Below are 25,645 nucleotides of genomic sequence, written 5' to 3'. Positions count from 1 at the left end.
ATTTAACATATACTAATATAACAGTCAAGCCTTTTTCCATGCCATTTGTTTAACTTGGCAGAAAGCCCCCGACCTCTTCAAGTAGACCAAGGGCCTTGATGCAGCCTTCCATGAGATTAAGACAGATGAAACTTTCGCATCCACTTATAAAAAGTACTTCTTGGCACCCCTGCTAGCCTCGCTGCTTCTGACACATGACCTTTCGTTTTATGCAGTGCGTCTATCACTGTTTGCATTTGAATGCGTTCCCTGAATGTGAGTTCTTTTGGAGTCTCGGTACACTCTGCTGGATGCAGCTTCTGCTTTTTCTGATCAATCGCCTCTAATACTGAAGCATATTGTGATTCACCAATCCATCCGCCTTTAGGAAAGAGGACCCTTAGATGCTCAAACAGGTTAAAAAGCTCTCGTATGTTTCCTGGCCAATGATACTCCTGCAATTTCTGAAAAAATGATTCAGGAAACGCCGCATTCCAGTGGTGCTTCTTTTGGTAATAACGATATAAATCATGAATGTCTTCTTTTCTTTCTCTAAGCGGCGGGATATTGATCGGATAGACATGAAGACGGTAATACAAGTCTTCTCGTATTTTTCCTTCCTTCAGCAGTTCGTTCATATTACGGTGAGTCGCTGTAATGATTCGAATATCCAAAGGGATTTCGTGTGTCCCGCCGAGCGGTACGACTGCCCTTTCTTCTATCACCCGAAGAAGCGCTACTTGCATCGCATATGGGATTTCACCAATTTCGTCTAAAAAGAGTGTTCCTTTATGAGCTTGTTCAAATTTGCCTTTAGCTCCATGACGTTTTGCCCCTGTAAATGCCCCTTCAGCATAGCCAAACAGCTCACTTTCTAACAGGCTTTCAGGAATGGCTCCGCAATTAACAGCAATAAACGGCCCTTTATGCCTTTCACTGGCGGAATGAATGGCTCTAGCGGCGAGTTCCTTCCCTGTCCCTGTTTCTCCCCAAATATACACATGAGCATCTGTTTGTGCTGCTCTCTTCATCTCGTTAAGCGTCTGTTGAAATACCTTACTTGTTCCTGATTCCCCGGGAAATTGAGCAAAAGAAACGGTGATGCTGCTTTTCGCTGCTTCTTCAAGGGAAAGGGACATGCCTAGCATCTTTCCGTCTTGCTCTGATTGAATGATCTGCTTTCCCCGGATAACAAATGGATAATCCTTAAGCCGCTCGACATCCATTCCATACCAGTCTGAAAATCGTTCTCTAATCGACCTGCTGGCAGAAACAATTTGCTTTTTTTCATTACAGACCACATACGGTTCGTCTGTTTCCACCTGCTGGAGACAATGAGTGATGAGCTCCAGCTCTCTCCTTTTTTGCTGGACTTGAATTTCTCTCTCGATGGCATAAGCAACCGTTGAAGCCATTCCAAGCATAAAAGGGTGCTTGTTATCCGTCATACAAGAGATGTCAATCACCCCTATGATTGTACCGCCTGCATCGCGAATAGGAGCGGCTGAACAACTCCAATGGTGAGAGGCGATAGAAAAATGCTCAGTTCCATTGATCGTCACTGCTTCTCCGATGACGAGTGCCGTTCCGATCGCGTTTGTCCCTACATCTGTTTCAGTCCAGCGTGAACCCTCCATAAAATTAATTCTTTTTGCTTCCACCATCGTTCTTTCGCTTCCTGTCAGACTTAGCACATAACCGTCTGCATCGATGAGTAAGGCCAGCATGTCAGATTCTTTTAATTGCTGACTGATTTTATTTAAGTAAGGAAGAGCCGCATTTAGGAATAATGAATATTTCTTTTTTTGGGCACTGAAACGCTCCTTTTCTAACAACGACTGTCCTTTATCTAAATACGGATTCACATTTGCCTGTTTACACCTGTGCCATGATTCTACCACTCTCTTATTCAGACGAGACTGATCAAGCAAACCTTCACGAACAAAACGTTTCCACGTATTTAAATAACAAGGCGTCGGACTCATTCCATCCTCTCCTCTAGGGGCTTTTTATTCATTATAGATAATTATAAAAGCGCTTTCAATTATCATTAGCTAACCCTAGAAGTCAATCGGATAGAAAAGAAGCCTTTTTCAGCAGTGCACCGCTCGTCCAATGGTTTGCAGCAAGGCTTCGTGTATCGCCTCTGAAAGTGTCGGATGTGCCGCAATAAACTGCTCTAATGTATCAGCGGTCAGCTCTGTATGCATCATCACCGCCGCTTGTCCAATCAGTTCTGTTGCATGCGGTCCGATAATTGAAACACCTAATATTTCTTGATATTGCGGTTCTACAATGACCTTTACGTGACCGGCTGGTTGATTTAAGATTAATGCTTTTCCATTTGCAGAAAATGCACATGTCCCTATCCGAATCTCCTCATATTGTTTTCTAGCACTCTCTTCATTTAAACCAACACTGGCTATTTCTGGAGAGGTGTATATGCACCTCGGAATCACTTGCTCATTGACCTTTACATGCTCACCTGATGCATGGGATGCCGCAACCGTTCCTTCATGAAAGGCAGTATGAGCAAGCTGGACCCCACCTGTCACATCACCGCACGCATAGATATGCGGGAGATTGGTTTGCATATGTTCATTGACGTAGATACCGTTTCTATCAAATGCAATACCAACCTGATCAAGATTCAACTCTCCAAGCCGCGGAGTTCTGCCAATGGCCACTAAGCAAAGATCCGACTGGATTTCACACTGCTCGCCTTGATTATTCTCCACCACTACTTTACTTGAAGAGGAATCAAGCTGCTTGACTGCGGCGGACGTCAAAATATCTACACCCGTTTCTTCGAGCTGCTCGTGAAGACATTGTGCAATATCACGATCTTCTTCAGGTAAAATGTGCACTGCCCGTTCAACCATGACAACCTTTGATCCCATTCTGCTAAAGATGCTCGCAAACTCACAGCCGATCACCCCGCCCCCAATGATACAAAGCGAATCTGGAATCGAAGAAAGTGACATGGCATCCTTGCTGTGAATAATCCATTCGCCATCAAAAGGTGCAAACGGTAAAGCAGCAGGCGCTGCCCCTGATGCAATAATGATTTGTTTTGCTTGAATGATTTCAGACTTTTCTTCACTTTCTATCAATAGCTCATGTGCTGATAGAAATGAAGCCTTCCCATTTACCACGGTGACTTTGTTTTTATTCATCAAGTAGCGAACACCATCAGTGAGCCGCTTGACGACAAACTGCTTCCGTTTTTGGACAGCATCCCATTGGATGGTAGGCTCATGTTCTGGAAGCTCAATTCCAAAATGTCCAGCTGATTTCACATGCTCATACATATCGGCGCTTTGCAAAAGTGCTTTGGTTGGAATACAGCCCTCATTGAGGCAGGTACCTCCCAGCTGACCTTGATCAATTAACACAACCTCCCTGCCAAAACGGGCGGCTGTTATGGCCGCCACATAACCTGATGGTCCGCCTCCTATAATGACCAGTGTCATGGTACGTTCACCTTCTTCCTATAAAAGAATGGATATTGGTTCTTCTAAATGTGCTTTGACCGTTGATAAAAATGCGGATGCCGGTGCTCCGTCCAGTACGCGGTGATCAAACGTAAGACTGAGAGGCAGGATGGTCCCTTTGCACAATTCATCCTCTCGATAAACAGGGGTGTCATACATTGTTCCGACGCCAAGGATACCTGCTTCCGGAGGATTCAAAATTGGCGTGAAATGCTCTACACCATACGCTCCAAGATTGGTCAATGTAAAGGTTGAACCTTGAATTTCATCATGAAGAAGCTTTCCTTCACGTGCTTTTTGACCATACAATTTAATGCTCTTCGCCAGCTCTATCAGCGTTAACCGCTCCGCATGCCGAATGACCGGTACAGCCAATCCGTTATCTAACGCAGCAGCAATCCCAAGATGAACATTCTCAAAGGTTTCCACAACTCCGTTATGATATTGACTGTTCATCGCAGGGTGTTCTAACAACGAAAGGATCGCTGCTTTGGCTACAAAATCGGTGATGGTCAACTTTGTATCGTAACGTGCTATGGCTGTTTCATTCAGCTGTTGTTGTAAGTTTGTAAGTTTTGTCACGTCCGCTTTCATCGTAATAGTTAATTGTGCACTTGTTTGCAGGCTTTCCATCATTCTTGAGGCAATTGTTTTCCGCATCATGTTAATAGGTTGATGCTCTGTTTCGTTTTGTTTTTTCTCTTCTTGTTTTTTCTCTTTCCGTTCAGGAAGCGCATGAAGCACATCCTCTTTCGTAATTCTTCCACCTGGTCCTGTCCCCACGAGCGTATCAATGTCTAGGTTTGCGCTAATCGCCATTTTACGGGCAACAGGTGAGATTTTCTTTCTCTCTTTCTTTGGTTTTGACTGGATGTCTCTATCTTTCTTTTCCTCCACTTGTTCATTTCCTTCACCGATATAGCAGATGACCGTGCCAGGCGGTACACCTTCTCCCTCGGGCACTTTTATATCCAATATGGTTCCTTCAGCAGGTGATTCGATCTCCATTTCAATTTTTTCGGAGTTGATGCTTGCAATGCTTTCCCCTTTATTTACGGTCTCACCGACCTCCTTATTCCAGACAGATACCGTTCCTTCTTTCATCGACATGCCCAATTTAGGCATCACAACTTCGATAGCCATCTCCCTCTCTCCTTTCTTTAGTTCAAGATCTTGTCATGGCTCTTGCCAATCATCTCTAATACGGTGTTCACAACTTTATCAGGTGTTGGCAGATATATATCTTCAAGAGGTGGTGAAAATGGTACCGGTGTATGAGGAGCCGTTACTTTTTTGATTGGAGCGTCAAGTAAATCAAATCCTTTATCTGCAATCAAAGAAGAGATATCTGCGGCAATTCCGCACCTTGGATTTGCTTCATCGACAATGACAAGTCGATTTGTTTTTTCTACTGAAGTCAGAATGGCCTCTTCATCGAGCGGCGACAAGCTTCTTGGATCAATCACTTCCACTTCAATACCTTGAGCAGATAATTGCTCTGCCGCTTCGAGTGCTGTATGCACTTGTTTGCCTACTGCAAAGATGGTTACATCAGATCCTTCTCTCTTCACATCTGCTTTACCAAGCGGCAGTGTGTAATACCTCTCCGGCACATCTCCTGTGATATTGTAAAGCGTCTTGTCTTCAAAAAAGATGACAGGGTCCTGATCCTCGATGGCTGCCAGCAGCAGCCCTTTGGCATCATATGGTGAAGAAGGCACAACTACTTTCAATCCAGGGATGCTTGTAAATAGTGCATACAAACTTTGTGAATGCTGGGCAGCTGCTCTAAAACCCGCCCCATGTGTCGTTCGAATCGTGATTGGCACCTCTGCTTTTCCGCCAAACATGTATCGGAATTTTGCGCCTTGATTCAGGACTTGGTCCAGACAAGTACCGATAAAATCATTAAACATAAGCTCCGCAATTGGTCTTAGCCCTGTTGAAGCAGCTGCCATAGCCGCGCCTACATAGCCAGCTTCACTAATCGGCGTGTCAAGGACACGCTCACGTCCAAACTCCTGAACGATTCCTTTCGTTACACCAAGAACACCGCCCCATGCTTCATCATCCTGTAAGTGATCTACATGAGCGCCACCCGCAACATCTTCTCCCATTAAAATGACATCTTCATCTCTTCTCATTGCCAGTTTAATCGCTTCATTCAAAGCACTAGACATGCTGATTTCTCTTGTCATTTCCCTCTCCCCTTTCAGATTTATTAATACGAAACATACACATCAGTCAGCAATTCAGTATGATCTGGATATTCACTTTCTTCGCTGAATCTCACGGCTTCATCTATCGCTTCTGCTACAGCCGCTTCAATACTTGATATCTCTTGATCCGTTAGCAGCTGCTGCTTTAATAATTCATTTTTAAAAAGAGTGATGGCATCTTTCTCTTCTTGATGTTCGGTTTTTTCTTGATTGGTTTTGTAGCGCTGGGCGTCTCCTTCAAAATGACCATAATTCCGATATGTCATGCATTCAATCAATGTCGGACCTTCTCCATTTTTTGCTCGTTCTATCGCTTGTTCTGCTGCTTGATAAACGGCTGTCACATCTTTTCCATCTACTTGAATACCCGGAATACCATAACTGGCGGCTCGATCCACAATCGATTTGCAGCTTGAAGCATAGGAAAATGGCGTCGCTTCCCCGTAACCATTGTTTTCTGCGATGAAAATGACTGGCAGTTTCCAGATGGCAGCGAGATTGATTCCTTCGTGAAAAGTCCCTTGATTGTTAGCACCATCCCCAAAAAAGCAAACGCTTACATTATCTGTCTTTTTATATTTAGCTGTGAGGGCTGCCCCGCACGCAAGTGGAAAGCCGCCTCCAACAATTCCGTTGGCACCGAGCATTCCTTTATCAAAATCTGCAATGTGCATAGATCCACCTTTTCCTTTACAAAGGCCTGTGGCTTTTCCATAGATTTCTGCCATCATTCCTTTTAGATCACAGCCCTTAGCGATACAATGACCGTGGCCACGGTGTGTACTTGTAATACTGTCTTGTTCATTCAGATGAGCGCAGACTCCTACAGCAACAGCTTCTTCACCAGCATAAAGATGGACAAAACCTGGCAAGATCCCCTTTGTAAAAAGCGTGTGTACTTGATCTTCAAATTGGCGGATTTCCTGCATTTTTCGATACATCCAAACGGCTTTTTCTTTTGTGAGTGCCATTTCCATGATAAAACCTCCTATCTTTTTTGCTTGCACTTCTATACAAGCAAAAAGCGTGCCAACATCATGGCGCTTGAAAGCTTAGGTTTTTGAGCGATTCACACTGATCAAAAAAGAGACAAAATGAGACTTGCGTCTCTATTTGTCTCAATATGTCTACTTCATCTCACAAAAAAAGCATCCCATAAAGGAATGCTTATCACTCTGAACCGATTGTACGCTGCCATTTTAATTTTCCTTTGCAGACGCCGCACACATAACGAGAGGTATCAACTCGCCTTTTCCTGATAAAATACTGACCGCATCCTGTGCAGACATATTCTTGCCGTTTCTGTACACGCCGTTTATTTTGTACAGTCTTTAGCGGTGTACAAAAACGCGGGGCTCCTACTTGTTTTAATAACTCTTTAAAGGAACGGTCACGATGCTGATAGCCTTTTCCCTCAAGATGCAGATGATAATGACACAGCTCATGCTTGATGATCCCGATTAATTCTTCTCGTCCATGTTCCTCTAGGTATCGGCGGTTCAGTTCGATATTGTGTGTACCAAGTAAATACCGCCCGCCTGTCGTTTTGAGACGGTCATTAAAAACAGCCTGATGGCGGAATGCCTTACCAAAGAACTGCTCAGAAATATGCTCTGTTAACTGCTGTAACTCTCTCTCCTTCAATCAAGATCGTTCCTTTCTATAAAAACATCGAACGGGACAATTTCCCCTTTGCATACATTGAAGGTACACCCACTGTTTCGATCAAAGGAGGAATGGGCGATGCCCAACTGGCTGAAAAATCAGATGCAGAAGGCTTTTTTCGAAAAAAATCATTACCAAATCAAGTTGTTGAATCAATGCTGGTACTTCTACAGAAAAAAACATTCAGTCGCATCAAGGCACACCCCATGCTGAGGTGCGCCTCGTTTTTTGTTTACTCTGGTTTCAGCATGGAGAGGGCAACGCGGCCTTTTGCCTGGTCAACGGAGTCGACCCATACAGTCACAATGTCACCAACTGATACAACGTCAAGCGGATGCTTCACAAAGCGGTTGCTGAGCTTGGAAATATGGACAAGCCCGTCCTGTTTTACACCAATATCAACGAATGCGCCGAAGTCTACAACGTTTCTCACTGTACCTTGCAGCTCCATTCCTTGCTTCAAGTCCTCTAATTTCAACACATCTGTTTTTAAAAGAGGTTTTGGTACTTCATCGCGCGGATCACGCTCAGGTCTTGTCAGCTGATCGACGATATCTTGTAATGTAATGATACCAATATCAAGCTGCTCTGCTGCTTCATCCAGCTTGACCTCTGCGATTTTCTCCTTTAACTGCTCTGTGCCAAGATCATTTGGTGTCATCTTGATCATGCGTAAAAACTGTTTTGTTTCCTTATAGCTCTCTGGGTGAATGCCTGTCCGGTCAAGTGGATCTTGTCCGTCTGCGATGCGCAGGAAGCCGATACACTGCTCATAAGTCTTTGCCCCAAGTCTTGGAATGTCCTTTAGCTCTTTTCTGCTTGTGAATCTTCCAATCTCTTCGCGGCGCTTGATGATATTCCCTGCGACAGCTTTTGAAAGACCTGACACATATTGCAGCAGCGCCTGTGAGGCCGTATTGACGTTCACACCGACTTGGTTGACGACCGTCTCTACCACGAAGGTTAACGAGCTGTTTAATTGTTTTTGGCTCACGTCATGCTGGTATTGGCCCACTCCGACAGACTTCGGATCAATTTTCACGAGCTCTGCTAAAGGATCTTGTAATCTTCGAGCAATGGATATAGCACTTCGTTCTTCGACTTGCAGGTCTGGAAACTCTTCTCGCGCCAGTGCAGACGCAGAGTATACACTTGCTCCTGCTTCATTCACAATCAAATAGGAGACCGGCTGATCCAGCTCTTGAATGAGGTCTGCAATGAATTGTTCGGTCTCTCTTGAGGCTGTTCCGTTTCCAATCGCAATGACTTCAATGTTAGATGATTGAATGATCTCTTTCACTTTTTGTTTCGCTTCCGCTTTTTTCTGTACAGGCGGGTGCGGGTAAATGACGCCTATATGATGGACTTTTCCTGTATCATCCACGACGGCTAATTTACAGCCTGTACGAAATGCAGGGTCCACTCCAAGTACACGTCTCCCTTTCATCGGCGGCTGAAGCAGTAGTTTTCTTAAGTTTTCAGCAAAAATATGAATCGCTTGTTCCTCTGCTTTTTCTGTCAGCTCTTTGCGTATTTCTCGTTCGATGGAAGGCTGAATGAGGCGTTTATACGCATCGTCAATTGCCGCATCGATAAACGGTCTCGCCGTCGTCTGTTTGCCTTTTATGACTTGTTTGTCGAGATAGAAACGAATATTTTCAGCAGGTGGCTCGATGGCTGCCTTTAAGATGCCTTCTTTCTCTCCACGATTGACCGCTAGTACGCGGTGAGGCACTATCTTTTTGATGGGCTCTTGATAATCGTAATACATTTCATAGACATTTTTCTCATCGCTCTCGATGTCTTTTCCTGATGTGACCAGACTTCCCTTTTGGTACGTTTCGCTGCGAATCCATTTCCGCATATCAGGATCATCTGCCAGCTGTTCAGCAATGATGTGCTGCGCGCCTTCAAGTGCCTCTTCTACACTTGTTACTTCCTTTTCTTCGTTGATAAAAGAAGCGGCCTTCTTCTCGATCTCATCGCTTGGCAAGGTGAGTATATATTCTGCCAGCGGCTCGAGCCCTTTTGCTTTGGCTACATTCGCCTTTGTTTTACGTTTTTGTTTGAATGGTCGGTATAAATCTTCGACCTCTTGCAGTTTATGAGCTTGTTCAATTTTTTGTTTTAATTCATCCGTCAGTTTGTCTTGTTCTGCGATTAAGCGAATGACTTCTTCTTTTCGGTTCATGACATTTTGGATATATGTATAGCGCTCTGAAATGGTTTGAATTTGCACCTCATCCAGAGAGCCTGTCTGCTCTTTCCGGTAACGGGCAATAAACGGGACGGTGTTACCATCCTCTAAGAGCTTGATGACACTTTCAATTTGTTTTGTTGAAAGCTTTAATTCTGTTGCAATTTGTTTCAATAAAAAGTCAGATGTCTTCATACTTTGCATCCCCTCACTGTGTCTTCTCTTTTAGTGTATCAAAAAAATCGGCAAAACAGAAAAAAGGTCAGCTATTTTACGTGAGCTGACCAAGTACATAGGTGAGATCGTCTTTCTTGTCTTGTGTGTATGTTTCAAGCTGTTTGGCAATGTCTGCAACTGAATGACTATGCTTTAAACACATTCTCATGTTTGGCACATTCAGTCCGTCTGAATACATAATGAATGTCGATCCTTTTTCGTAGGAATAGGTGTATGTTTTATATTTTCTAGGTTTCCCTGATAAGTATCCTGATGTCGGAAGTGGATAAATATAGTCGCCAGAAGGGGCATTCAAGATGAACCGAATATTACCAACCGAACAATAGGTAAACTGCTGCTGGGAAAAATTCACCTTTAATATGGCTACAGTGGCTCCGCGTTTATTTTTCATCGCCTGATTGCATCTGTCGATGAGGGTCGTCATATCCTCATGTCCATATTCTTCGACAATTTCGCTGACTAAAGAAGATGATTCATTGGCGAACTGACCGCTGCCTAATCCGTCTGCCACAGCACAAATTAGTTCTTCATCATCTGCTTTAATAAAAAAACTGTCCCCGCAGCATGATTTCCCTTCTTTATTCGATTGATAGATAATGGCATTCACATGCTCATGCTGTTCAATCTGCTTCATTACCCTAGCTCCATAGACGCATCTTCTGATAATGCATCTCGTAGCTTTTTAACTGCCTTCCGTTGCAGTCTCGATACATGCATTTGGGATATCCCTAGTAAATCGCCTGTTTCTTTTTGACTCTTATTTTGCAAATAAGTCAGATTGATAATCTCTTTTTCTCGGTCTGTCAGAACATGAAGCACACTCTCAAGCATCATTTTTTGGTTTACACGTTCGTAGCCCTCTTCCTGTGAGCCAACAACGTCTAAAATGGTGACTGTGCTTCCTTCAGAATCAGCCTCTACGCCTTGGTCAACAGACAGTGCTTGATAGCTTTTGCCCATCTCCATGGTTTCCAGTACTTCTTCCTCCGTCACATCTAGGTATTCTGCAATTTCTTGGACTTGCGGTGATTTTTGCGTCTCTGTTGTTAGATGATCAACAGCCATCTTGATTCTTGGTCCAAGCTCTTTGATTCGCCTTGGTACATGGACACTCCATGTTTTATCTCGTAAAAAGCGTTTGATTTCCCCGATGATGGTTGGAATAGCAAAGGCTTCAAATGATTTACCGACTAGCGGATCGTATCGCTTAATGGCGCCAAGTAAACCAATCATTCCAACTTGTCTGAGGTCCTCATGAAAGCTTTTTCCTTTTGAATATTTTTTTGCCAGCATATCAACCAAGTTTGTATAGCATTCGACCAGCGTGAGCTGCGCCTGCTCATCTTGGTTGGATTGATAGCTTTGGATAAGACGATCCACTTCATCTTTAGTTAGTTTCATAGTTTTGGATGGTTGTGTCATGGTCAACTCGCTCCCTGTTTAAAAACTTTGTCATCGCAACGGTAACTCCGGAGTTTGCTTGCACCTCGACTTCATCCATCAATGTTTGCATTAAGTATAAACCAAGACCTCCTTCTGCCAATTGATCCACCGTATGAGCAGATGTATACGGCCCTAGGTCTTCCTGCTTTTGCTTAAAGTCAAAGCTACCGCCTTTGTCCGCGACAATGATTTCTAGACGATCCTCGTAGACAAGAAAGCGAACAGCTACCTCTCCATCTTCGCCATTTTCACCTTTGTAGGCATGCTGAACTGCATTTGTACAGGCCTCACTGACCGCAATTTTTAAGTCCTCAATCTCTTCATAGGCATAACCCATTCGACTTGCTACGCCTGAAAGAGTCAGGCGGATGATGCCTACGTATTCTGGTTTCGCTGGGATTTTCATCTCGATTAGATCTACTGATTCGTTCATTGTACCCCACCCTCTGTCTTTGCAGAAATGTCAATGATGTCCTTTAGTCCAGTAATTTCAAACAACCTTACAAGCCGATCTGACAAGTTCTCAAGCTTTAGTGTTCCACCTGCTTTTTGAGCCGCTTTAAACAGCCCAACAAATACACCTAATCCTGTACTATCCATATACGTAACATCCTTCAAACAGATCTCAAGATGCTCTCCCGCCTCGGCTTTAGGCATGAGTGTTTCTCTTAGCTGAGGAGCAGAGTACACATCAATTTCTCCGCTGACACTAATTTTCGTTTTTTGATCTATTTGATGCTCTTTCACTGTCATATTCATTATGCATTCACCTCGAAATTCTTGTTTCCTAGAATTTTATATACCCGCATCTTCACTTTCTAAACCTTTCTTTTGAGCACAAGTAAAGTGAAGTCATCGTGAAGCTGAAAATCTTGTAGCTTGAGTAAGCTGGCATAGATGGCATCGACCATTTCCTGAGCTGAGTAGGGTAGGTGCTCTGCTATAAGCGCTTTGATATCCTCCCGCTCTAAAAAGCCGTCCTCCGACTTAGATTCTGTAACACCATCAGAGAATAAGATCACCATATCTCCTACGTCCAAATGCTTCTCATACTGCTTATAATCAAAATCTGGTGCGATTCCAAGTACAAGCCCTTTTGCATCTAAATCGTAAAATTGGTTCTCTTTATTGCAATAGAAAAAGCCCGGCTCATGACCAGCCGATGCATATTTAAATTCATGCGTTTCTTTATTATAACTGCCATAAAACATGGTGATAAACATACTTGGGTCTACGTTTTGCTCGACAACACGATTAAGGGTTTTCAGCACTTTAGTTGGGCCGCTCCCTGACTCAGGCAAGGAATCCATCGCATATTTAATCATCGACATACAAAGCGCAGCTGGGATTCCCTTTCCAATGACATCTGCGATCGCAATATTAATCGTATCGTGATCCGTTACAAAATGGTAATAATCTCCACTCATCTGTTTTGCCGGTACACTGATCGCCCCAATATCGAACGTATCTCCTTCTGGAATTTTCGTTTCCAGAAGGGTTTGCTGAACATTTGCAGCAATTTCAATTTCAGATTTAATTTCTTGCTGAATGCCTCTAAGTGTTAAATGTTCCTGATAGGCAAGTCCGTACCCAATCATGACTTCAATTAAGAAGTCTAGTGAATGAAAAACATCTTCCGGCAAATCAGGGTAAAGCTCCTGAATCACTTTTCGGTGAACACTCACTATTTCTTCAGGAGGTATTTGATGCTCAATGGTTTTACGGCTAAATTTTTGAGCTTGATAAAGCGATGTTTCAGTTAAATCACTGATATAACGACTGAGCAGCTGATGGTACCGCTGCTCCATTACCTCCTTAAAATCCATGGTTTCCCTCCTAGCGAAGCCACTTAACAGCTTGTATCTCCGTTCCTTGTTCTGGTGCAGAATCTAATTTAAATTCATCCATCAGTCTTCTGACGCCCGGCAAGCCTGCTCCGAGTCCGCCTGATGTAGAAAATCCGTCTTCCATCACTTTACGTATATCCATGATGCCAGGCCCCTCATCGGCTGCGATGACTTTGAGTCCACGCTTTCCGCGCTCCATCACTTCTTCTATACAAATCTGACCTTTACCAGCGTATAAATAGATGTTTCGAGCTAATTCTGAAATGGCCGTCGTAATTCTTGCTTGGTCAACTGTTCCAAAACCAAGTTCTTTTGCAACATTGCGCCCCAATTGTCTTGCTGCGACTATATCCCATTCCGTCAATATTTTCACACAGGATTGGTCTTTCATATCTATTCCCCCAATTCCCGCTTCAGTGTCTCAAGCCCTTGTTCAAGATCTAGTGCTGTTTGAATTTCTTCCAGCGATATACCAAGTTCAATAAGCGTCACAGCGACTGCCGGCTGTATTCCTGTTAATACAACTTTTGCCCCCATGAGCTTGGACATGGTGATCACATCGCCTAATACCTTTGCGATAAATGAATCAATCATATCGACGGATGTTAAGTCAATGACAACACCGTTTGCTCCTGTTTCATGAATTTTATTCAGTAAGTCTTCTTGAAAGTGAAGAGCTGTTTGATCATCAAGCTCCCACTGTATTGAGATCAGAAGACAATTATATAATTTTAAGATTGGAATCTTCGGGTGATTTCTCAATTGGTTATCCCTCCAATGAAACAATTTTTCGATTTGTCATTTCCAAAGCAGTTTGAATTCCTTTTTGAAGGGTATTCTTTGTTGTAACCTGAGATAAATCAATTCCAAGGTTAACGATCGTTTGGGCTATTTCTGGGCGAATACCGACAAGTAAACACTTCGCTCCTACTAATCTCACAGCCTCTGACGCTTGAATGATATGGTGGGCCACCATTGTATCCACGACAGGTACCCCCGTGATATCAATCAAGACGACCTGTGAGCGATGTTTGACGACACCATTGAGCAGATTCTCCATAATTTTTTTCGCACGATCTGTATCAATTGTTCCAACAAGTGGCATGACGGTGATGTGCTCAAATACAGGAATAAGCGGGGCAGAAAGTTCCTGTAGCGCCATTTTTTGAAGGCTGACGGTTTTTTCCCATGAGATGGAGTACTGGTTTAAGATCTCGTTATGGATGGGTGTGATGAATCGATCGATTTGCCAAATGAGGTCATGACTTTCTTGTGTTGTATCTTTGTCATCGTTCATTTTTTCATATAAATGTGTACGGATTTCCGTTAGACCGTTTGCCAGTAACTTAAGTGATATACCCATTTGAACAATTTTTAAAGCAAAATTTTGCACTTTTTCTTCAAAATCCTCACTATACCCCTCTGAAAGAGATGTAATGATCAGTTGAACATATTCCGAACAGATGGTTTCATACATTTTGTCGTTCAGCATCATGTCCGTTTCTTTTTCTCCGAGTCGTTTTAAAATGTCCGTCCACTCATTTTCTAATTCCTTTTGATGCTTTCTTGCAAAAGCTAACACGATATGATTCGACATGTTTTACCCCCTACTTACATTTAAAACTCTTCTTTAGTCTGTCTTCATTATAACGTTAATAAAAATTGAACACAAAAAAAGTTGCTCCCAGTAGAGCAACCATATCTCACCATATTAAAAATCAATAAGAGCCAAACTAACTTGTAAGGCTTCATCAACCTTCTCCATCATCTCATCATCAAGATGTGTGATTTTATCTGTCAATCTTTGTTTATCGATTGTACGAATCTGTTCCAAAAGAATGACAGAATCTCGTTCAAAGCCGTAGCGCTTTGCATTAATTTCGACGTGAGTCGGTAATTTCGCTTTTTGTATTTGGGCTGTTATGGCTGCAACGATAGCAGTCGGGCTAAAGCGATTTCCAATGTCATTTTGAATCACCAATACCGGGCGAACCCCGCCCTGCTCGGAGCCAACAACAGGAGATAAATCAGCAAAGTAAACATCACCGCGTTTAACAATCAAATGTTTAACCCCCGCTGACTAATCGCTCAACTGTATTCTCAGCCTCAAACTCTGCGTATTGTGCCTCTGAAGAGATATTCAGATTAATTTTCGCCATCTCCATGTAGCCGCGTCTCATCGATTCACGATTTTGTCGAATATTACGTTCACGAATATACGTTTTTGTCGCTCGGTAGATCAATTCATTTCTTGTTACCTTATCCTGCTCTGCTACTCGTTCGATCTCAGACATTAAAGCCTCCGGCAGTCGAATCTTCATTTCATTTGTTGCGCTGGATTCAGACAAAAAACATACACCTCCACAAAACTTACGGATACCGTATCGATCCATTCCAAGACTAATCATACCATTATTCAATGCACAAGCAAAGCTGTTTTTTCATGAATTCTTATTAGAACATGAAGCGGCTCGCCACCCGTAAATCAAGATGATAATGGAGTTCCTCTTTCCCATTATACGCTTTTTTCCGAAAATCATACGGTATTTCCAAAATCTCTAAAAAAGGGAGAATGTTTACCCTACTTTTGTCGAATAAAAAAGAACGAAGTCAGTTTGACTATCGTTCTTTTGAATGTTGTTTATAAAAAACTTGGCCCGCCTTGAAGGAGCGGATTCCGCACATGCACTCTTTCGCCGTCCTCTAAATATACTCTTGGGACGCGGTGGCCAATCGAGCAAGTGACTTCATAGTTAATGGTTTCAAGCCTTTTGGCGATTTCATCGACTGATACCATGTCTTCTCCTTGCTTACCAATCAAAACGACCGGCTCGCCTACTGGAAGCTTGTCATTCAGTTCAATCATGAATTGATCCATACAAACCCTTCCTGCGATCTTCCGGCGTTTTCCGCCAACAAGCACTTCCGTTGCTGCCAGCTTCCTGATCCACCCATCTGCATAGCCGACTGGAACCGTGCCGATCCACGTATCTTGATTGGCTGTATACGTCGCCCCATAGCTGACACTCTCACCCTCTTGAATATGCTTTACATGGGCAAGCTTTGTATGAAGAGACATGGCTTCTTCGAGCTTGAAAGGCAATTCATCTTTGATTTCTTCAGACGGTGACAGCCCGTACATACTGATGCCGAAGCGAACCATATTAAACAAAACGTCTTTAAACCTTAAACCTGCAGCACTGTTGGCGCAATGAACGAGCAGCTTGTCCGTATGAAGCGGCTCAAGCAGTGTTTGAAAGGTGTCGACCTGCCGATCAAAGTAGGCTTCATCCTTTTCATCTGCTGTAGCAAAGTGAGTAAATACGCCTTCCAGCTGTAAATAAGATTGCTCGCTGACAAGCTTTTTCACTTCGTTCACTTGCTCTATCGTTTTCACACCTAATCGGTTCATTCCGCTGTCTATTTTCAAATGAAAACGTATCGGTTGTCCCATCTGCCCTTTCACCATTTTGGTGACGTCTCTCAGCCAATCGATGGAGTAAGCGGTCATGATGACATTGTAACGAACGGCGACTTTGACATATTCCGGCGGTACTGCGCCGAGTACAAGTATTGGTGCTTTGATGCCTTTATTTCTTAAAGAAACCGCCTCATCTAAAAAGGCGACGGCTAATACGTCTGCTCCTGCTTTGAGAGCAGCTCTCGCCACTTCTATATCTCCATGTCCATATGCATTGGCCTTCACCACAGCCATCAGTTGAACACTTTGACCGATATGATCTTTCATATGTGAAACATTATGCTTGATTGCTGATAAATTAATTTCTGCCCATGTGTCTCTATAAAAGGCATTTGTGTCCATCCGTCACACTTCCCTATTGAATGATTCAATCCCCTCATATGATACTAAAAATCAAGAATAATGTGAAACAAATCAAAGAAAATCAGCCCATGCATAGGGCTGATGTTTCATTTCTAAGGCTCTCGCCTGAGGTATTTATTTAGCTGACTGGCCTTCTACACTCTTTGCAACCATCAAGAGCTCTTCCTTCGATAGATCACTTGAAGAAATCAAGTAGTCCACTCCGTCAGATGTCCATGAAAGGGATTGATCTGTGAGAACCCCAACTGTCATGCCAAGGTCGACTGGCTCACCGTTCATTGTCACAGGCGTAGATGCTTCAGCGACTCTCGCTTTTTCCTGAATGAGTGTGAAGGATTTCTTTCCGCCATACGTCATGACATAACGCTTACCTGCATCTGTCATCATTTCTTTCTCTTCCATCTTCTTCACACCCTCTGGCATGTCAACTGGTGTTTTCACCGCAAAGCTGTCAGATGGGTCTGCACTTGTGGCAACATCCATTTGAGAGAGTGTCATGTTTTTCTTCTCATCAAATGCATCTTTGTCAAAGGATTTATTGAATTCAAAGTGAGAGAATTCCACTTTCACCATTGGCTTTTTGTCGCTATCCAGTACTTTCACACTGGCAGGCGCCATTGTTTTTTTATGAAAGGTAATCTCTTGGGTAGGCAGCATTTGGTTGTGCTGATAATTGGTTTTGGTTTCAAACACATACTTTGAATCTTTCGCTTTGAACTGAGCGGCACTGTCATTTTTAATGTCCTTCACGAGTGACTCAAATAAGTAGACCTGACTGCTATTATTTGGCCAATCACTGTGGAAACGGAAGCTCTTGTTCAATGAAGGTGTCAGCACAAACACACCATTGCCATTTCTTAAAATGACTTGACTCTGATCCTTTTTCGGATTTTCTAAATAGACACGGTAAAGTTCCGGCTTCTTGTACCAAATTTCTACTTGATACTCCTGCGGGTCATTTCCTGTCTCAATGGTCATTTTTGCTTTGGCTTTGTATGATGTCATTTCCCCTGCCTTTTTGTTTAAATCTCCAACGATATCCTGCTGAGATTTTTGACCGCATGCGGAGAGAATCAGTACAAAAAGGATTCCCGTTACAAGCAAAACAAAGCTTTTTCTCACCCTTTTCAACCCCTTCGTTAATTGTGTTAAAAGGAAGAAACCGCTTGTTTGACTTTAACAGTACGCCTCAAGAGTTAACTGCGTACCGCGAACCATCAAAGCCTGTTAGCAACTCGCCCTTCCTTATCGCACTACCCAATATATGAAGGGGGGACAAACAATATGCAGACTAGCTTGACAACCTTTCAATTAAAACTTGTGCAGCAGCATATTCTTTCGTGTGAGTGATGGACACGTGAACCTGGTCACCCTTCGTCTTTTCGCTTTTGATGAAAGGTTTTCCAAGTTCGTCTTTCTGGATCTCCATATCATGAAAGCTTAAATGCCGGCCGATTCCCGTTCCGTATGCTTTAGCGAAAGCTTCCTTTCCTGCAAAACGTCCTGCCAAAAATTCCAGCTGCCTCTTTTCACTGAGTGTGTGAAAGATGTCTTGTTCACTTAACGTTAAAATCCGTTCTGGTAAACGAGGCTGTCTACTAAGCACGCGCGCGAGCCGGTTGATCTCTACTATATCAATACCTATTCCTTTGATCATGAGGTACCTCCTATGAGACTCGTACTAATTTGGATGTTCTCTTCATAAACGTGTTACTATAAACTTACCATTATCTAGTCAAAAGGGGTTTGTTATGTTTATTCGAACGGAGAGCTTTCAACAATTTATTAGATCGTATCCAATCGTCACAACGATCCTTGCTTTGCAATTTGGTCTATGGCTTATATTTGCGCTTCCTATCCCTCTTATACAGCTTGGTCACGACCATCTCGTCGGTTTCAATTATGGTGTAGCTACTGGAGAATGGTGGCGGCTCGTCACACCTATTTTCCTTCACGGAAGTCTGACCCATATTTTGTTCAATTCTATGTCTTTGTTCTTATTCGCTCCAGCGCTTGAACATTTGCTTGGGAAGGTTCGATTTCTCATTATCTATCTTGGTGCAGGGTTCATTGGCAATCTCGGAACCTATTGGGTGGAGCCTTTAGAGTATGTACATGTCGGCGCGTCTGGTGCGATCTTCGGTTTGTTTGGCGTTTATTTATACCTTGTTCTATTTAAACCGCATATGATGGACCGCGGCAATTCTCAGGTGATCTTAACGATTCTTGCCGTCTCTGTCATCATGACGTTCGTCAACTCGAACATCAATATCATGGCTCACTTATTTGGATTAATCGGCGGCATGCTCCTAGCACCTCTTACGCTATTTTTCCATTCAAAAAAAAGACGCTACTAACCTCATAAAAAATGTCGATCACTCCTATGAACAGGAAGCGGATCGACATTTTTTGTTTAAGAAGATTTATTTTTTTCATACGAATACCAATCCATTACACGTGCTGCATCTTCTTCCTCAAGGTGATGCACACCAAAGGAATCAAGCAGCGCAGAGGATTTCACAAAGGTGTGAATACTCGCCACTCGGCCTTTCTTTTGGAAGAAAGATTGCGTCATCGTATAGTTTTGCATTCGTTTTCTCAAGACAATGCCAGTGGTTTTGCCAATGCCTCTTGATGTCAGTTGAATCAATGGATCTTTGATCGTATAGCCTGATTGTTTATAAGCTAAATAACCAAAAAACAAAGCAATAGGCAGCGGAATAAGTGCCAAATACCCCCATGGCGGAAAACGGACAGATAGGATTACGCCGACAAGTAATGGCACAAAGCCGAAAGAGATCAGGTAGCGCTTGAGCGAACGCTTTGGCACCTTTTTCAGTTCAGCTTCTGGCGCCAAATGATAATCATCTGTGAATTGAGAGAGCAGTTCGTTGATTTTTTTCTTCCGAATCAGTGGAAATAAGACGGAAGAGGTTTCTTTTTCTGTAATAGAACCTCCTGCACTCACAAGCATCACCGTCGCAAAGCCAAAGGGTTCACGAAGAATATTTTCTTTGATTTTCACTGCTTGAATTCTCGCAAGCGGAATGGTCATTTGATGCCTCTCAATGAGCCCTCTTGTGATGATGATGTCTTTCCCTTTTCGTTTCGCGGTAAAATTCGCATATTGAAGGGCTGTTACCCCAACACTAAGAATCCAAGCAATCAATACGGCAATAAATATGAGAATCGCATAAATCTCAACACTCGCATGACTTAAAAAAGAAAACCGCTTGAGGAAACCGTCCAAAGGAAGAATTTCATCTATTTGTGTGTAAATGGCGAGGCACCCAGAAATAATGACTCCGATCCCACTGGAAGTGGTCGCAGCCAAAAGCAGCTCTGGTATACCCATTCGGTAGGAAACATTGATTTCTTTTTCTACAGGTTGCTGCGCTGTCAGAGGATCATGCGGGACATCCCCATTTTCATCCACTTCTTCTTGCTGCAAGCTTTTCTTCCGGTTGAAAATCGATTGCTTTAATTGTTCCGCTTCTGCTTTTGTAATCGCCGTCAGACTCACTTCCGGACCGTCTGTTCCGCCAGCTGTTTCGATTTGGACCCGCACCAAACCAAAAATCCGTTGGAAGATACCTTCACTTGTATTCACCGTTTGAATTCGCTCTAGCGAAATATATTTTTTCTTTTTTGTGATGACGCCCGATTCTACGCGAAATTCATCATCTTCCATCCGGTAGGTGAAGCGCCTCCATGCTAAAACGGTTAAAACAGCTTTCCATAAAAGAAGCACACCAAGAAAGATAAATGCATAAAAACGAATGCTCGAATTCGAGTTCACAAAAATAAGCACGAAAAAAGGGATAATGAAGTTTTTAATCATGGATACGGCATCTGATATAAAATCAATGAACATCGAGATTGGATGTACACGTTTTGGTTCAGACATCATCTTCCGTCACCCTTGCTAAACGAGATATGTAATCACGAAGCTCATCTGCTTCTTCTAATTCTAGCGCCGGTATATCATGAACTGTGGCAGCAGTCGATATTTGAACAGATGCCAAACGGTAGCGCCTTAAGAGCGGTCCTTGTGATGTATCGACATGCTGGACACGCACCATCGGTACAATCACACGTGTAACGCGAATGAGTCCATGCTGAATTTCAATTTCATTTTCGAATACTTCGTAGCGCCAGATGCGATGACGTATTTTCGGTATAAGCCAGATGCCAAAAATAATCTGCAAGACCCATAAACCGGCGAGGATGGCGCCAATCCAATATGGCCATTGAAGATAATAACTAGCAACAAATACCCCAATGATGATGAGTAAGAAAATCAATGAGATAATTCCATTTTGAAGACGCCATACCTTTAAACCATTTAAACTTATTTGACGTTGCGGCTGTTTTCTCACATTCTTCCCCCATTCTCTTACTTTTCTATCAATATATTACGAAAGAAAGCCTAAAAAGTTTCAGTAAACCTGTTAAAAAAAGCGAATCCTGCAAAGGATTCGCTTTTAAATTAGCTATTATAAGATTTCTTTTGACGGCGATCGCTAGAAGAACGATTGCGGTCATTTGAAGAACGCTTTTTATCACCGTAAGATGAACGACTTTTTCCGCGATAGCCGCCTCCGCCGCCACCGTCTCTACGTTTAGAAGAGCTGCGGTTGTTACGATTGCGTTTTGAAACCATTGGTGCTTCATCTGTCAAACGAACAGGCGTTGCATCTGGCTCTTTTGTCATCATTTTGATGGCAGCCGCAACCACTGTGACAGAATCATGATCTTCTAGCAATTCAGCAGCAGCTGTCATGTAGAAGTTTAAGTTGTTTTCACTGATGATTGTGCGCAGACGATCAATTGTTACTTGTTGTTGTCCCTCGATTGCCTCATCTAATGTTGGTTCTTTCATACGATCCATTTTACGTTTAGTTGTTTGCTCAATCGCACGAAGCATATCTTTTTCACGCGGTGTGATAAATGTCACCGCCATACCTGTACGTCCAGCACGTCCAGTACGTCCAATACGGTGTACGTAACTTTCTGGATCTTGTGGTACGTCAAAGTTATACACGTGTGTTACGCCTGAGATATCAAGTCCACGTGCTGCAACGTCTGTTGCTACAAGCACATCGATTGAACCTTCTTTGAATTTACGAAGCGCAACCATACGTTTCGCTTGAGTCAAGTCACCATGAATTCCTTCAGCTGTATAACCTCTAAGGTTAAGTGCTTCAGTCAATTCGTCAACGCGGCGTTTCGTACGGCCGAAGACAATTGAAAGCTCAGGTGATTGAATGTCAAGAAGACGAGTCAATGTATCAAACTTCTTACGCTCATGGATATCCAAGTAGAACTGTTGGATGTTAGAGACAGTCATTTCTTTCGCTTTTACTTTTACGTGTTCTGGGTTTGTCATGAAACGTTCTGCAATGCGCTTAATTGGTGCAGGCATTGTCGCAGAGAATAAAAGTGTTTGGTGTTCACTTGGTACATTTGAAAGGATCGATTCAATGTCTTCGATGAAACCCATGTTTAGCATTTCGTCTGCTTCATCAAGCACAACAGTTTCAACATTTTGAAGACGCATTGTACGACGGTTAATGTGATCGAGTAAACGTCCTGGAGTCCCTACGATGATATGAGGATTTTTCTTGAGCGAACGGATTTGGCGACCGATATCTTGTCCACCGTAAATCGGAAGTACACGCGCACGCTTGTCTTGGCCAATTTTGTATAGCTCTTCAGATACTTGAATCGCTAATTCTCTTGTTGGCGCAATGATAATCGCTTGGATATTTGGAGACGCTGGGTCAATTTTTTCTACAAGAGGAATACCAAACGCTGCAGTTTTTCCTGTTCCTGTTTGTGCTTGTCCAATGACATCTTTATTTTGAAGACCGAGAGGAATTGTTTCCGCTTGAATCGGTGTTGCTTCTTCAAATCCCATGCGGTTAATAGCTTTCATGAGACTTTCGCTTAATTGAAAATCTTGAAACGTTATAGTCAAATTATTCAAACTCCTTCTAATTGCTGTTTCAGTAATCTCGTGAATGATCATTAAAAACTGCCCTTACCCGAAAGGACAGGTCCATTATATACAAAGCCCGAATTACCCTACCTTATATCTTACCATTACACTATTTGTTTTTCAACAAGACAGAAATGGATATATCTACTGTTCCACAATGACAGATTCACCATCACTTTGATCGCCATCCATCCATTTCCACTTTTCGAACAGTTGAATTTTTCCGTTATCCAACTGCTTAGGTGTAGAATTGCAAGACCCGCTTCTCATGCTGCCGTCTTTGCTGACATGGTGGTACCTAAAATGAAGTGTTCCATCCTCATTTACAGTTCCTACAAGTACACCAGATACAATACTGCCGCCTTGATATGTGCCCGTTAATATATTCCCGTCCTGACGATATTGAAATATGGTGCCTGCCGATACTTCTCCGTTACTCGAATTAGACTGCGGGACAAAGGTTTTTCCGTCGTATTGAAACAACCGAATCAGCCACCTTTTCTTTCCTATTGTACCATAGGCTTGTCACTCATTCGACAAAAATGATGCAATTTTTAACAAGTGGGATTCAATTTATATTAGTTTAGCCACATTTTCGCTTTTCTATAGATTAAATTGTTTTTTTTAGAAATTGCTCTACTTTTTCAAACAATTGCTGTGCACACGGCTCGTGACAAACATGATGTTTACAGTCAGGTAAATAAAACACTTCTTTCTGACGAGACGGGATTTTATGATCAATAAATTGTGCACTTGAAGCTGGCACAATCCCATCGCTTTCCCCTTGAACAATTAACACAGGGAGGTGTAGTTTCTCAAGGGAGCTCTTCGTTTGCTTCACCAGTTTCATAAATTCAACAGCGGCTGACAGCGGTGTGCTCGTTAGCTTATGACGGTATCTATCATACAAAGGATTCGTATCAATCAGCCCAGACAATGATTCTTTCACCAACTGCCTTGTGTCTTGAATCATTTGTTTTGGATTCACATATTTCGCCGCAGCACTTAAAAGGACGAGACGAGCAACTGGATACTTCGCTGCAAGATAAGAAGCAATCATTCCTCCCATGGAAAACCCGATCAAAAAAATGGTATCACATGTTCTGTAAAGAGAAAGAAGTTCTAATTCAGCTGTCGCAATCCATTCTTGATAGAGAATACCTTTTAGCTGAAGTTCATCTCCATGCCCCGGAAGCGTGACAGACTGAACGTTCCAATCTGTCTTCTGCTTTAAATATTGCGCTAGCGGTTCCACTTCATAGGGGGCGCCAGTGAATCCATGTATACATAGACAGCCAATCATTCTGTCACCTTCTTTGCCGCTCACTTTTTATAGCGCAGTAATGACTTCTTCTAATCTCATGCCGCGTGAGGCTTTGACGAGAACAACATCGTCAGGACCTGCTACATCAGCAAGTTTTTTCTTCAGTTCCTCTTTGTCCATAAATGAGAACACACGCGCATCACCGAATGATTTCTTTGCTCCTTCAGCGATGAATGCACCTAGGCGGCCATACGTCATCACATGATCAATGAATTCAGGCTTGATGTAGCGGCCTAGTTCATAATGATACGTTTCTTCCTCGCTGCCCATCTCAAGCATGTCTCCAAGGACAAGAATCCTATTTGCAAAGCCGTCCATATCTCCTACAAGATCAATGGCAGCTTTCATGGAAGTAGGACTTGCATTATACGCATCATTGATAACAGTGATTCCTTTTTCCGTTTTAAACAGTTCAAGACGCATCCCTGTCAACTTTGTTTGCATGAGTCCTTGGGCGATTTGTCTTTCATTCAGTCCGAAATGCTGGCCTATGGCAATGGCAGCAAGGGCATTCTTTACATTATGTTTCCCTAATACAGGAATGAGAAACCCCTGGGCATACCCTTCGACCTGAAATTCAGTTCCTTCTGCAAGCTGGTTGATATGCGTTACCTTGATATCACAGTTCTCTGCTTCTCCAAAGGTTTTCACTTGCTGCGAAAGTGCAGTCGCTCTGTCGCGGATCAAAGGTTCATCTCCTAAGTAGTAAAAGATGCCATCCTTTTTTAGCCCTTTTGCGATCTCACATTTTGCATCAGCAATGGCTTCTCTTGATCCTAAATCTTGCATATGAGATTCTCCGATATTGGTGATGACTGCTGCATCAGGCTCAGCTAGGTTCGACAAGAACTCGATCTCGCCTTTTGCACTCATGCCCATCTCCAATACAGCTATCTCTGTACCTTCTGGCATCGCAAGAATGGTGAGCGGAAGACCGATATGATTATTAAAGTTACCGTCTGTTTTATGAACTTGATACGTTGTTTGTAAGACGGAATGAATCATATCTTTCGTTGTCGTTTTCCCGTTACTTCCTGTAATACCGACAACACGAGGGTTTTCTTCTTTTAAATATGATTTTGCCAATTGCTGCAGTGCTGCCAGTGTATCGTCGACAAGAATGACAGGTACACCGAACGGTGGATTGGCTTCTTTTTGATTCCAAAGAACGGCTGCGGCTCCAAGCTCCACTGCTTTAGAAGCAAATGTGTGACCGTTAAAATGTTCTCCAATTAAGGGGATAAACAATGCACCTTTTGATACTTTTCGTGTATCTGTCGTCACTCCGTAAATTTGCTCTTCGCCAAAAGCTTGATTAGATAGTGTCCCACCAGCCATTTGGGCGATTTGATTCACTGTACGTTTGATCATGATTTTTTCGCCTCTCTTTCTCAT

The 25,645-nt window shown here is 42.9% G+C and carries 28 protein-coding genes; 2 read left to right on the top strand and 26 right to left on the bottom strand.

What is annotated here, in order from left to right; translation table 11 throughout:
* Positions 1-116: 116 nt before the first annotated feature.
* The 6 genes from NSQ36_RS02680 to NSQ36_RS02655 form a co-directional block, all read right to left on the bottom strand.
* On the bottom strand, positions 117-1,964 hold the full coding sequence (locus NSQ36_RS02680) for a sigma-54-dependent Fis family transcriptional regulator (protein WP_339206687.1): 1,848 nt from the start codon (positions 1,962-1,964) through the stop codon (positions 117-119).
* 108 nt (positions 1,965-2,072) lie between these two features.
* Positions 2,073-3,452 carry a dihydrolipoyl dehydrogenase gene (gene lpdA / locus NSQ36_RS02675; protein WP_339206685.1) on the bottom strand — a complete coding sequence of 460 codons (1,380 nt, stop codon included), beginning with the start codon at positions 3,450-3,452 and terminating at the stop codon, positions 2,073-2,075.
* Positions 3,453-3,470: 18 nt separating this feature from the next.
* The gene (locus NSQ36_RS02670) at positions 3,471-4,616 is read right to left on the bottom strand and encodes a dihydrolipoamide acetyltransferase family protein (RefSeq protein WP_137055568.1); all 1,146 of its coding nucleotides are present in this window, start codon (positions 4,614-4,616) and stop codon (positions 3,471-3,473) included.
* Positions 4,617-4,633: 17 nt separating this feature from the next.
* Positions 4,634-5,671, bottom strand: coding sequence for an alpha-ketoacid dehydrogenase subunit beta (locus tag NSQ36_RS02665; RefSeq protein WP_137055567.1), 1,038 nt, complete (start codon positions 5,669-5,671; stop codon positions 4,634-4,636).
* 23 nt (positions 5,672-5,694) lie between these two features.
* Entirely contained in the window at positions 5,695-6,669 is a 975-nt protein-coding gene (locus NSQ36_RS02660; RefSeq protein WP_284905678.1) for a thiamine pyrophosphate-dependent dehydrogenase E1 component subunit alpha, read from the bottom strand.
* Between the two features lie 193 nt (positions 6,670-6,862).
* Entirely contained in the window at positions 6,863-7,336 is a 474-nt protein-coding gene (locus NSQ36_RS02655) for a SprT family protein (protein ID WP_003214448.1), read from the bottom strand.
* Positions 7,337-7,435: 99 nt separating this feature from the next.
* On the opposite strand from NSQ36_RS02655, the gene cmpA reads away from it, so the two are divergent.
* Entirely contained in the window at positions 7,436-7,570 is a 135-nt protein-coding gene (cmpA, locus tag NSQ36_RS02650) for a cortex morphogenetic protein CmpA (RefSeq protein ID WP_339206681.1), read from the top strand.
* Positions 7,571-7,589: 19 nt separating this feature from the next.
* Here the strand turns inward: cmpA and NSQ36_RS02645 are convergent, their stop codons facing one another.
* The 14 genes from NSQ36_RS02645 to acpS form a co-directional block, all read right to left on the bottom strand.
* The gene (locus tag NSQ36_RS02645) at positions 7,590-9,749 is read right to left on the bottom strand and encodes a Tex family protein (RefSeq protein ID WP_284905679.1); all 2,160 of its coding nucleotides are present in this window, start codon (positions 9,747-9,749) and stop codon (positions 7,590-7,592) included.
* A gap of 76 nt (positions 9,750-9,825) precedes the next feature.
* On the bottom strand, positions 9,826-10,425 hold the full coding sequence (locus tag NSQ36_RS02640) for a PP2C family serine/threonine-protein phosphatase (RefSeq protein WP_003214034.1): 600 nt from the start codon (positions 10,423-10,425) through the stop codon (positions 9,826-9,828).
* A complete protein-coding gene (gene sigB, locus NSQ36_RS02635) occupies positions 10,425-11,213 on the bottom strand; it encodes an RNA polymerase sigma factor SigB (RefSeq protein WP_003214304.1) in 789 nt (262 codons plus the stop codon). The genes NSQ36_RS02640 and sigB overlap by 1 nt, the downstream gene beginning before the upstream one ends.
* Entirely contained in the window at positions 11,179-11,667 is a 489-nt protein-coding gene (gene rsbW / locus NSQ36_RS02630) for an anti-sigma B factor RsbW (protein WP_003214356.1), read from the bottom strand. Before rsbW ends, sigB begins: the two co-directional genes overlap by 35 nt.
* Complete coding sequence (locus tag NSQ36_RS02625; RefSeq protein WP_003213847.1) at positions 11,664-11,993, bottom strand: anti-sigma factor antagonist; 330 nt, start codon at positions 11,991-11,993, stop codon at positions 11,664-11,666. Before NSQ36_RS02625 ends, rsbW begins: the two co-directional genes overlap by 4 nt.
* 59 nt (positions 11,994-12,052) lie before the next feature.
* Positions 12,053-13,060, bottom strand: coding sequence for a PP2C family protein-serine/threonine phosphatase (locus NSQ36_RS02620; protein ID WP_137055564.1), 1,008 nt, complete (start codon positions 13,058-13,060; stop codon positions 12,053-12,055).
* Between the two features lie 10 nt (positions 13,061-13,070).
* Positions 13,071-13,472 (bottom strand): anti-sigma regulatory factor, encoded by a 402-nt coding sequence (locus NSQ36_RS02615; RefSeq protein WP_003214085.1) that lies wholly within the window; start codon positions 13,470-13,472, stop codon positions 13,071-13,073.
* A gap of 2 nt (positions 13,473-13,474) precedes the next feature.
* Positions 13,475-13,843, bottom strand: a complete 369-nt coding sequence (rsbS, locus tag NSQ36_RS02610; protein ID WP_003214235.1) for an RsbT antagonist protein RsbS — start codon at positions 13,841-13,843, stop codon at positions 13,475-13,477.
* A 4-nt stretch (positions 13,844-13,847) separates the two neighbouring features.
* Positions 13,848-14,678: an RsbT co-antagonist protein RsbRA gene (locus NSQ36_RS02605; RefSeq protein ID WP_003214372.1), complete on the bottom strand. Its 831-nt coding sequence runs from the start codon at positions 14,676-14,678 to the stop codon at positions 13,848-13,850.
* A 114-nt stretch (positions 14,679-14,792) separates the two neighbouring features.
* Positions 14,793-15,143 (bottom strand): type II toxin-antitoxin system endoribonuclease NdoA, encoded by a 351-nt coding sequence (gene ndoA, locus NSQ36_RS02600; RefSeq protein WP_003214169.1) that lies wholly within the window; start codon positions 15,141-15,143, stop codon positions 14,793-14,795.
* A 4-nt stretch (positions 15,144-15,147) separates the two neighbouring features.
* Entirely contained in the window at positions 15,148-15,429 is a 282-nt protein-coding gene (locus tag NSQ36_RS02595; RefSeq protein ID WP_003214273.1) for a hypothetical protein, read from the bottom strand.
* A 293-nt stretch (positions 15,430-15,722) separates the two neighbouring features.
* On the bottom strand, positions 15,723-16,904 hold the full coding sequence (alr, locus tag NSQ36_RS02590) for an alanine racemase (RefSeq protein ID WP_284905680.1): 1,182 nt from the start codon (positions 16,902-16,904) through the stop codon (positions 15,723-15,725).
* Positions 16,905-17,039: 135 nt separating this feature from the next.
* The gene (locus NSQ36_RS02585) at positions 17,040-18,056 is read right to left on the bottom strand and encodes an outer membrane lipoprotein carrier protein LolA (protein ID WP_106030172.1); all 1,017 of its coding nucleotides are present in this window, start codon (positions 18,054-18,056) and stop codon (positions 17,040-17,042) included.
* 160 nt (positions 18,057-18,216) lie between these two features.
* On the bottom strand, positions 18,217-18,582 hold the full coding sequence (gene acpS / locus NSQ36_RS02580; RefSeq protein WP_226804681.1) for a holo-ACP synthase: 366 nt from the start codon (positions 18,580-18,582) through the stop codon (positions 18,217-18,219).
* Between the two features lie 94 nt (positions 18,583-18,676).
* Here acpS and NSQ36_RS02575 point away from each other — a divergent pair, with 94 nt between their 5' ends.
* Complete coding sequence (locus NSQ36_RS02575) at positions 18,677-19,282, top strand: rhomboid family intramembrane serine protease (RefSeq protein ID WP_050945548.1); 606 nt, start codon at positions 18,677-18,679, stop codon at positions 19,280-19,282.
* Positions 19,283-19,338: 56 nt separating this feature from the next.
* Here the strand turns inward: NSQ36_RS02575 and NSQ36_RS02570 are convergent, their stop codons facing one another.
* From NSQ36_RS02570 to murF, 6 genes are all read right to left on the bottom strand, one after another.
* Entirely contained in the window at positions 19,339-20,835 is a 1,497-nt protein-coding gene (locus tag NSQ36_RS02570; RefSeq protein ID WP_339206674.1) for a PH domain-containing protein, read from the bottom strand.
* A complete protein-coding gene (locus NSQ36_RS02565; RefSeq protein ID WP_212046679.1) occupies positions 20,825-21,304 on the bottom strand; it encodes a PH domain-containing protein in 480 nt (159 codons plus the stop codon). Before NSQ36_RS02565 ends, NSQ36_RS02570 begins: the two co-directional genes overlap by 11 nt.
* A gap of 110 nt (positions 21,305-21,414) precedes the next feature.
* Positions 21,415-22,905, bottom strand: a complete 1,491-nt coding sequence (locus tag NSQ36_RS02560) for a DEAD/DEAH box helicase (protein WP_003214093.1) — start codon at positions 22,903-22,905, stop codon at positions 21,415-21,417.
* 165 nt (positions 22,906-23,070) lie between these two features.
* Entirely contained in the window at positions 23,071-23,409 is a 339-nt protein-coding gene (locus NSQ36_RS02555; protein WP_003213982.1) for a hypothetical protein, read from the bottom strand.
* A 127-nt stretch (positions 23,410-23,536) separates the two neighbouring features.
* Positions 23,537-24,229, bottom strand: a complete 693-nt coding sequence (locus NSQ36_RS02550; RefSeq protein ID WP_003214409.1) for an alpha/beta fold hydrolase — start codon at positions 24,227-24,229, stop codon at positions 23,537-23,539.
* A gap of 27 nt (positions 24,230-24,256) precedes the next feature.
* On the bottom strand, positions 24,257-25,621 hold the full coding sequence (gene murF, locus NSQ36_RS02545; protein WP_339206671.1) for a UDP-N-acetylmuramoyl-tripeptide--D-alanyl-D-alanine ligase: 1,365 nt from the start codon (positions 25,619-25,621) through the stop codon (positions 24,257-24,259).
* Positions 25,622-25,645 lie beyond the last annotated feature (24 nt).

Source organism: Bacillus sp. FSL W8-1143, from assembly GCF_037965155.1.
GTDB classification, from domain to species: Bacteria; Bacillota; Bacilli; order Bacillales; family Bacillaceae; genus Bacillus; species Bacillus pumilus.
The sequence above is the reverse complement of the archived record's forward strand: the minus strand, read 5'-3'. Positions and strand labels throughout refer to the sequence as shown.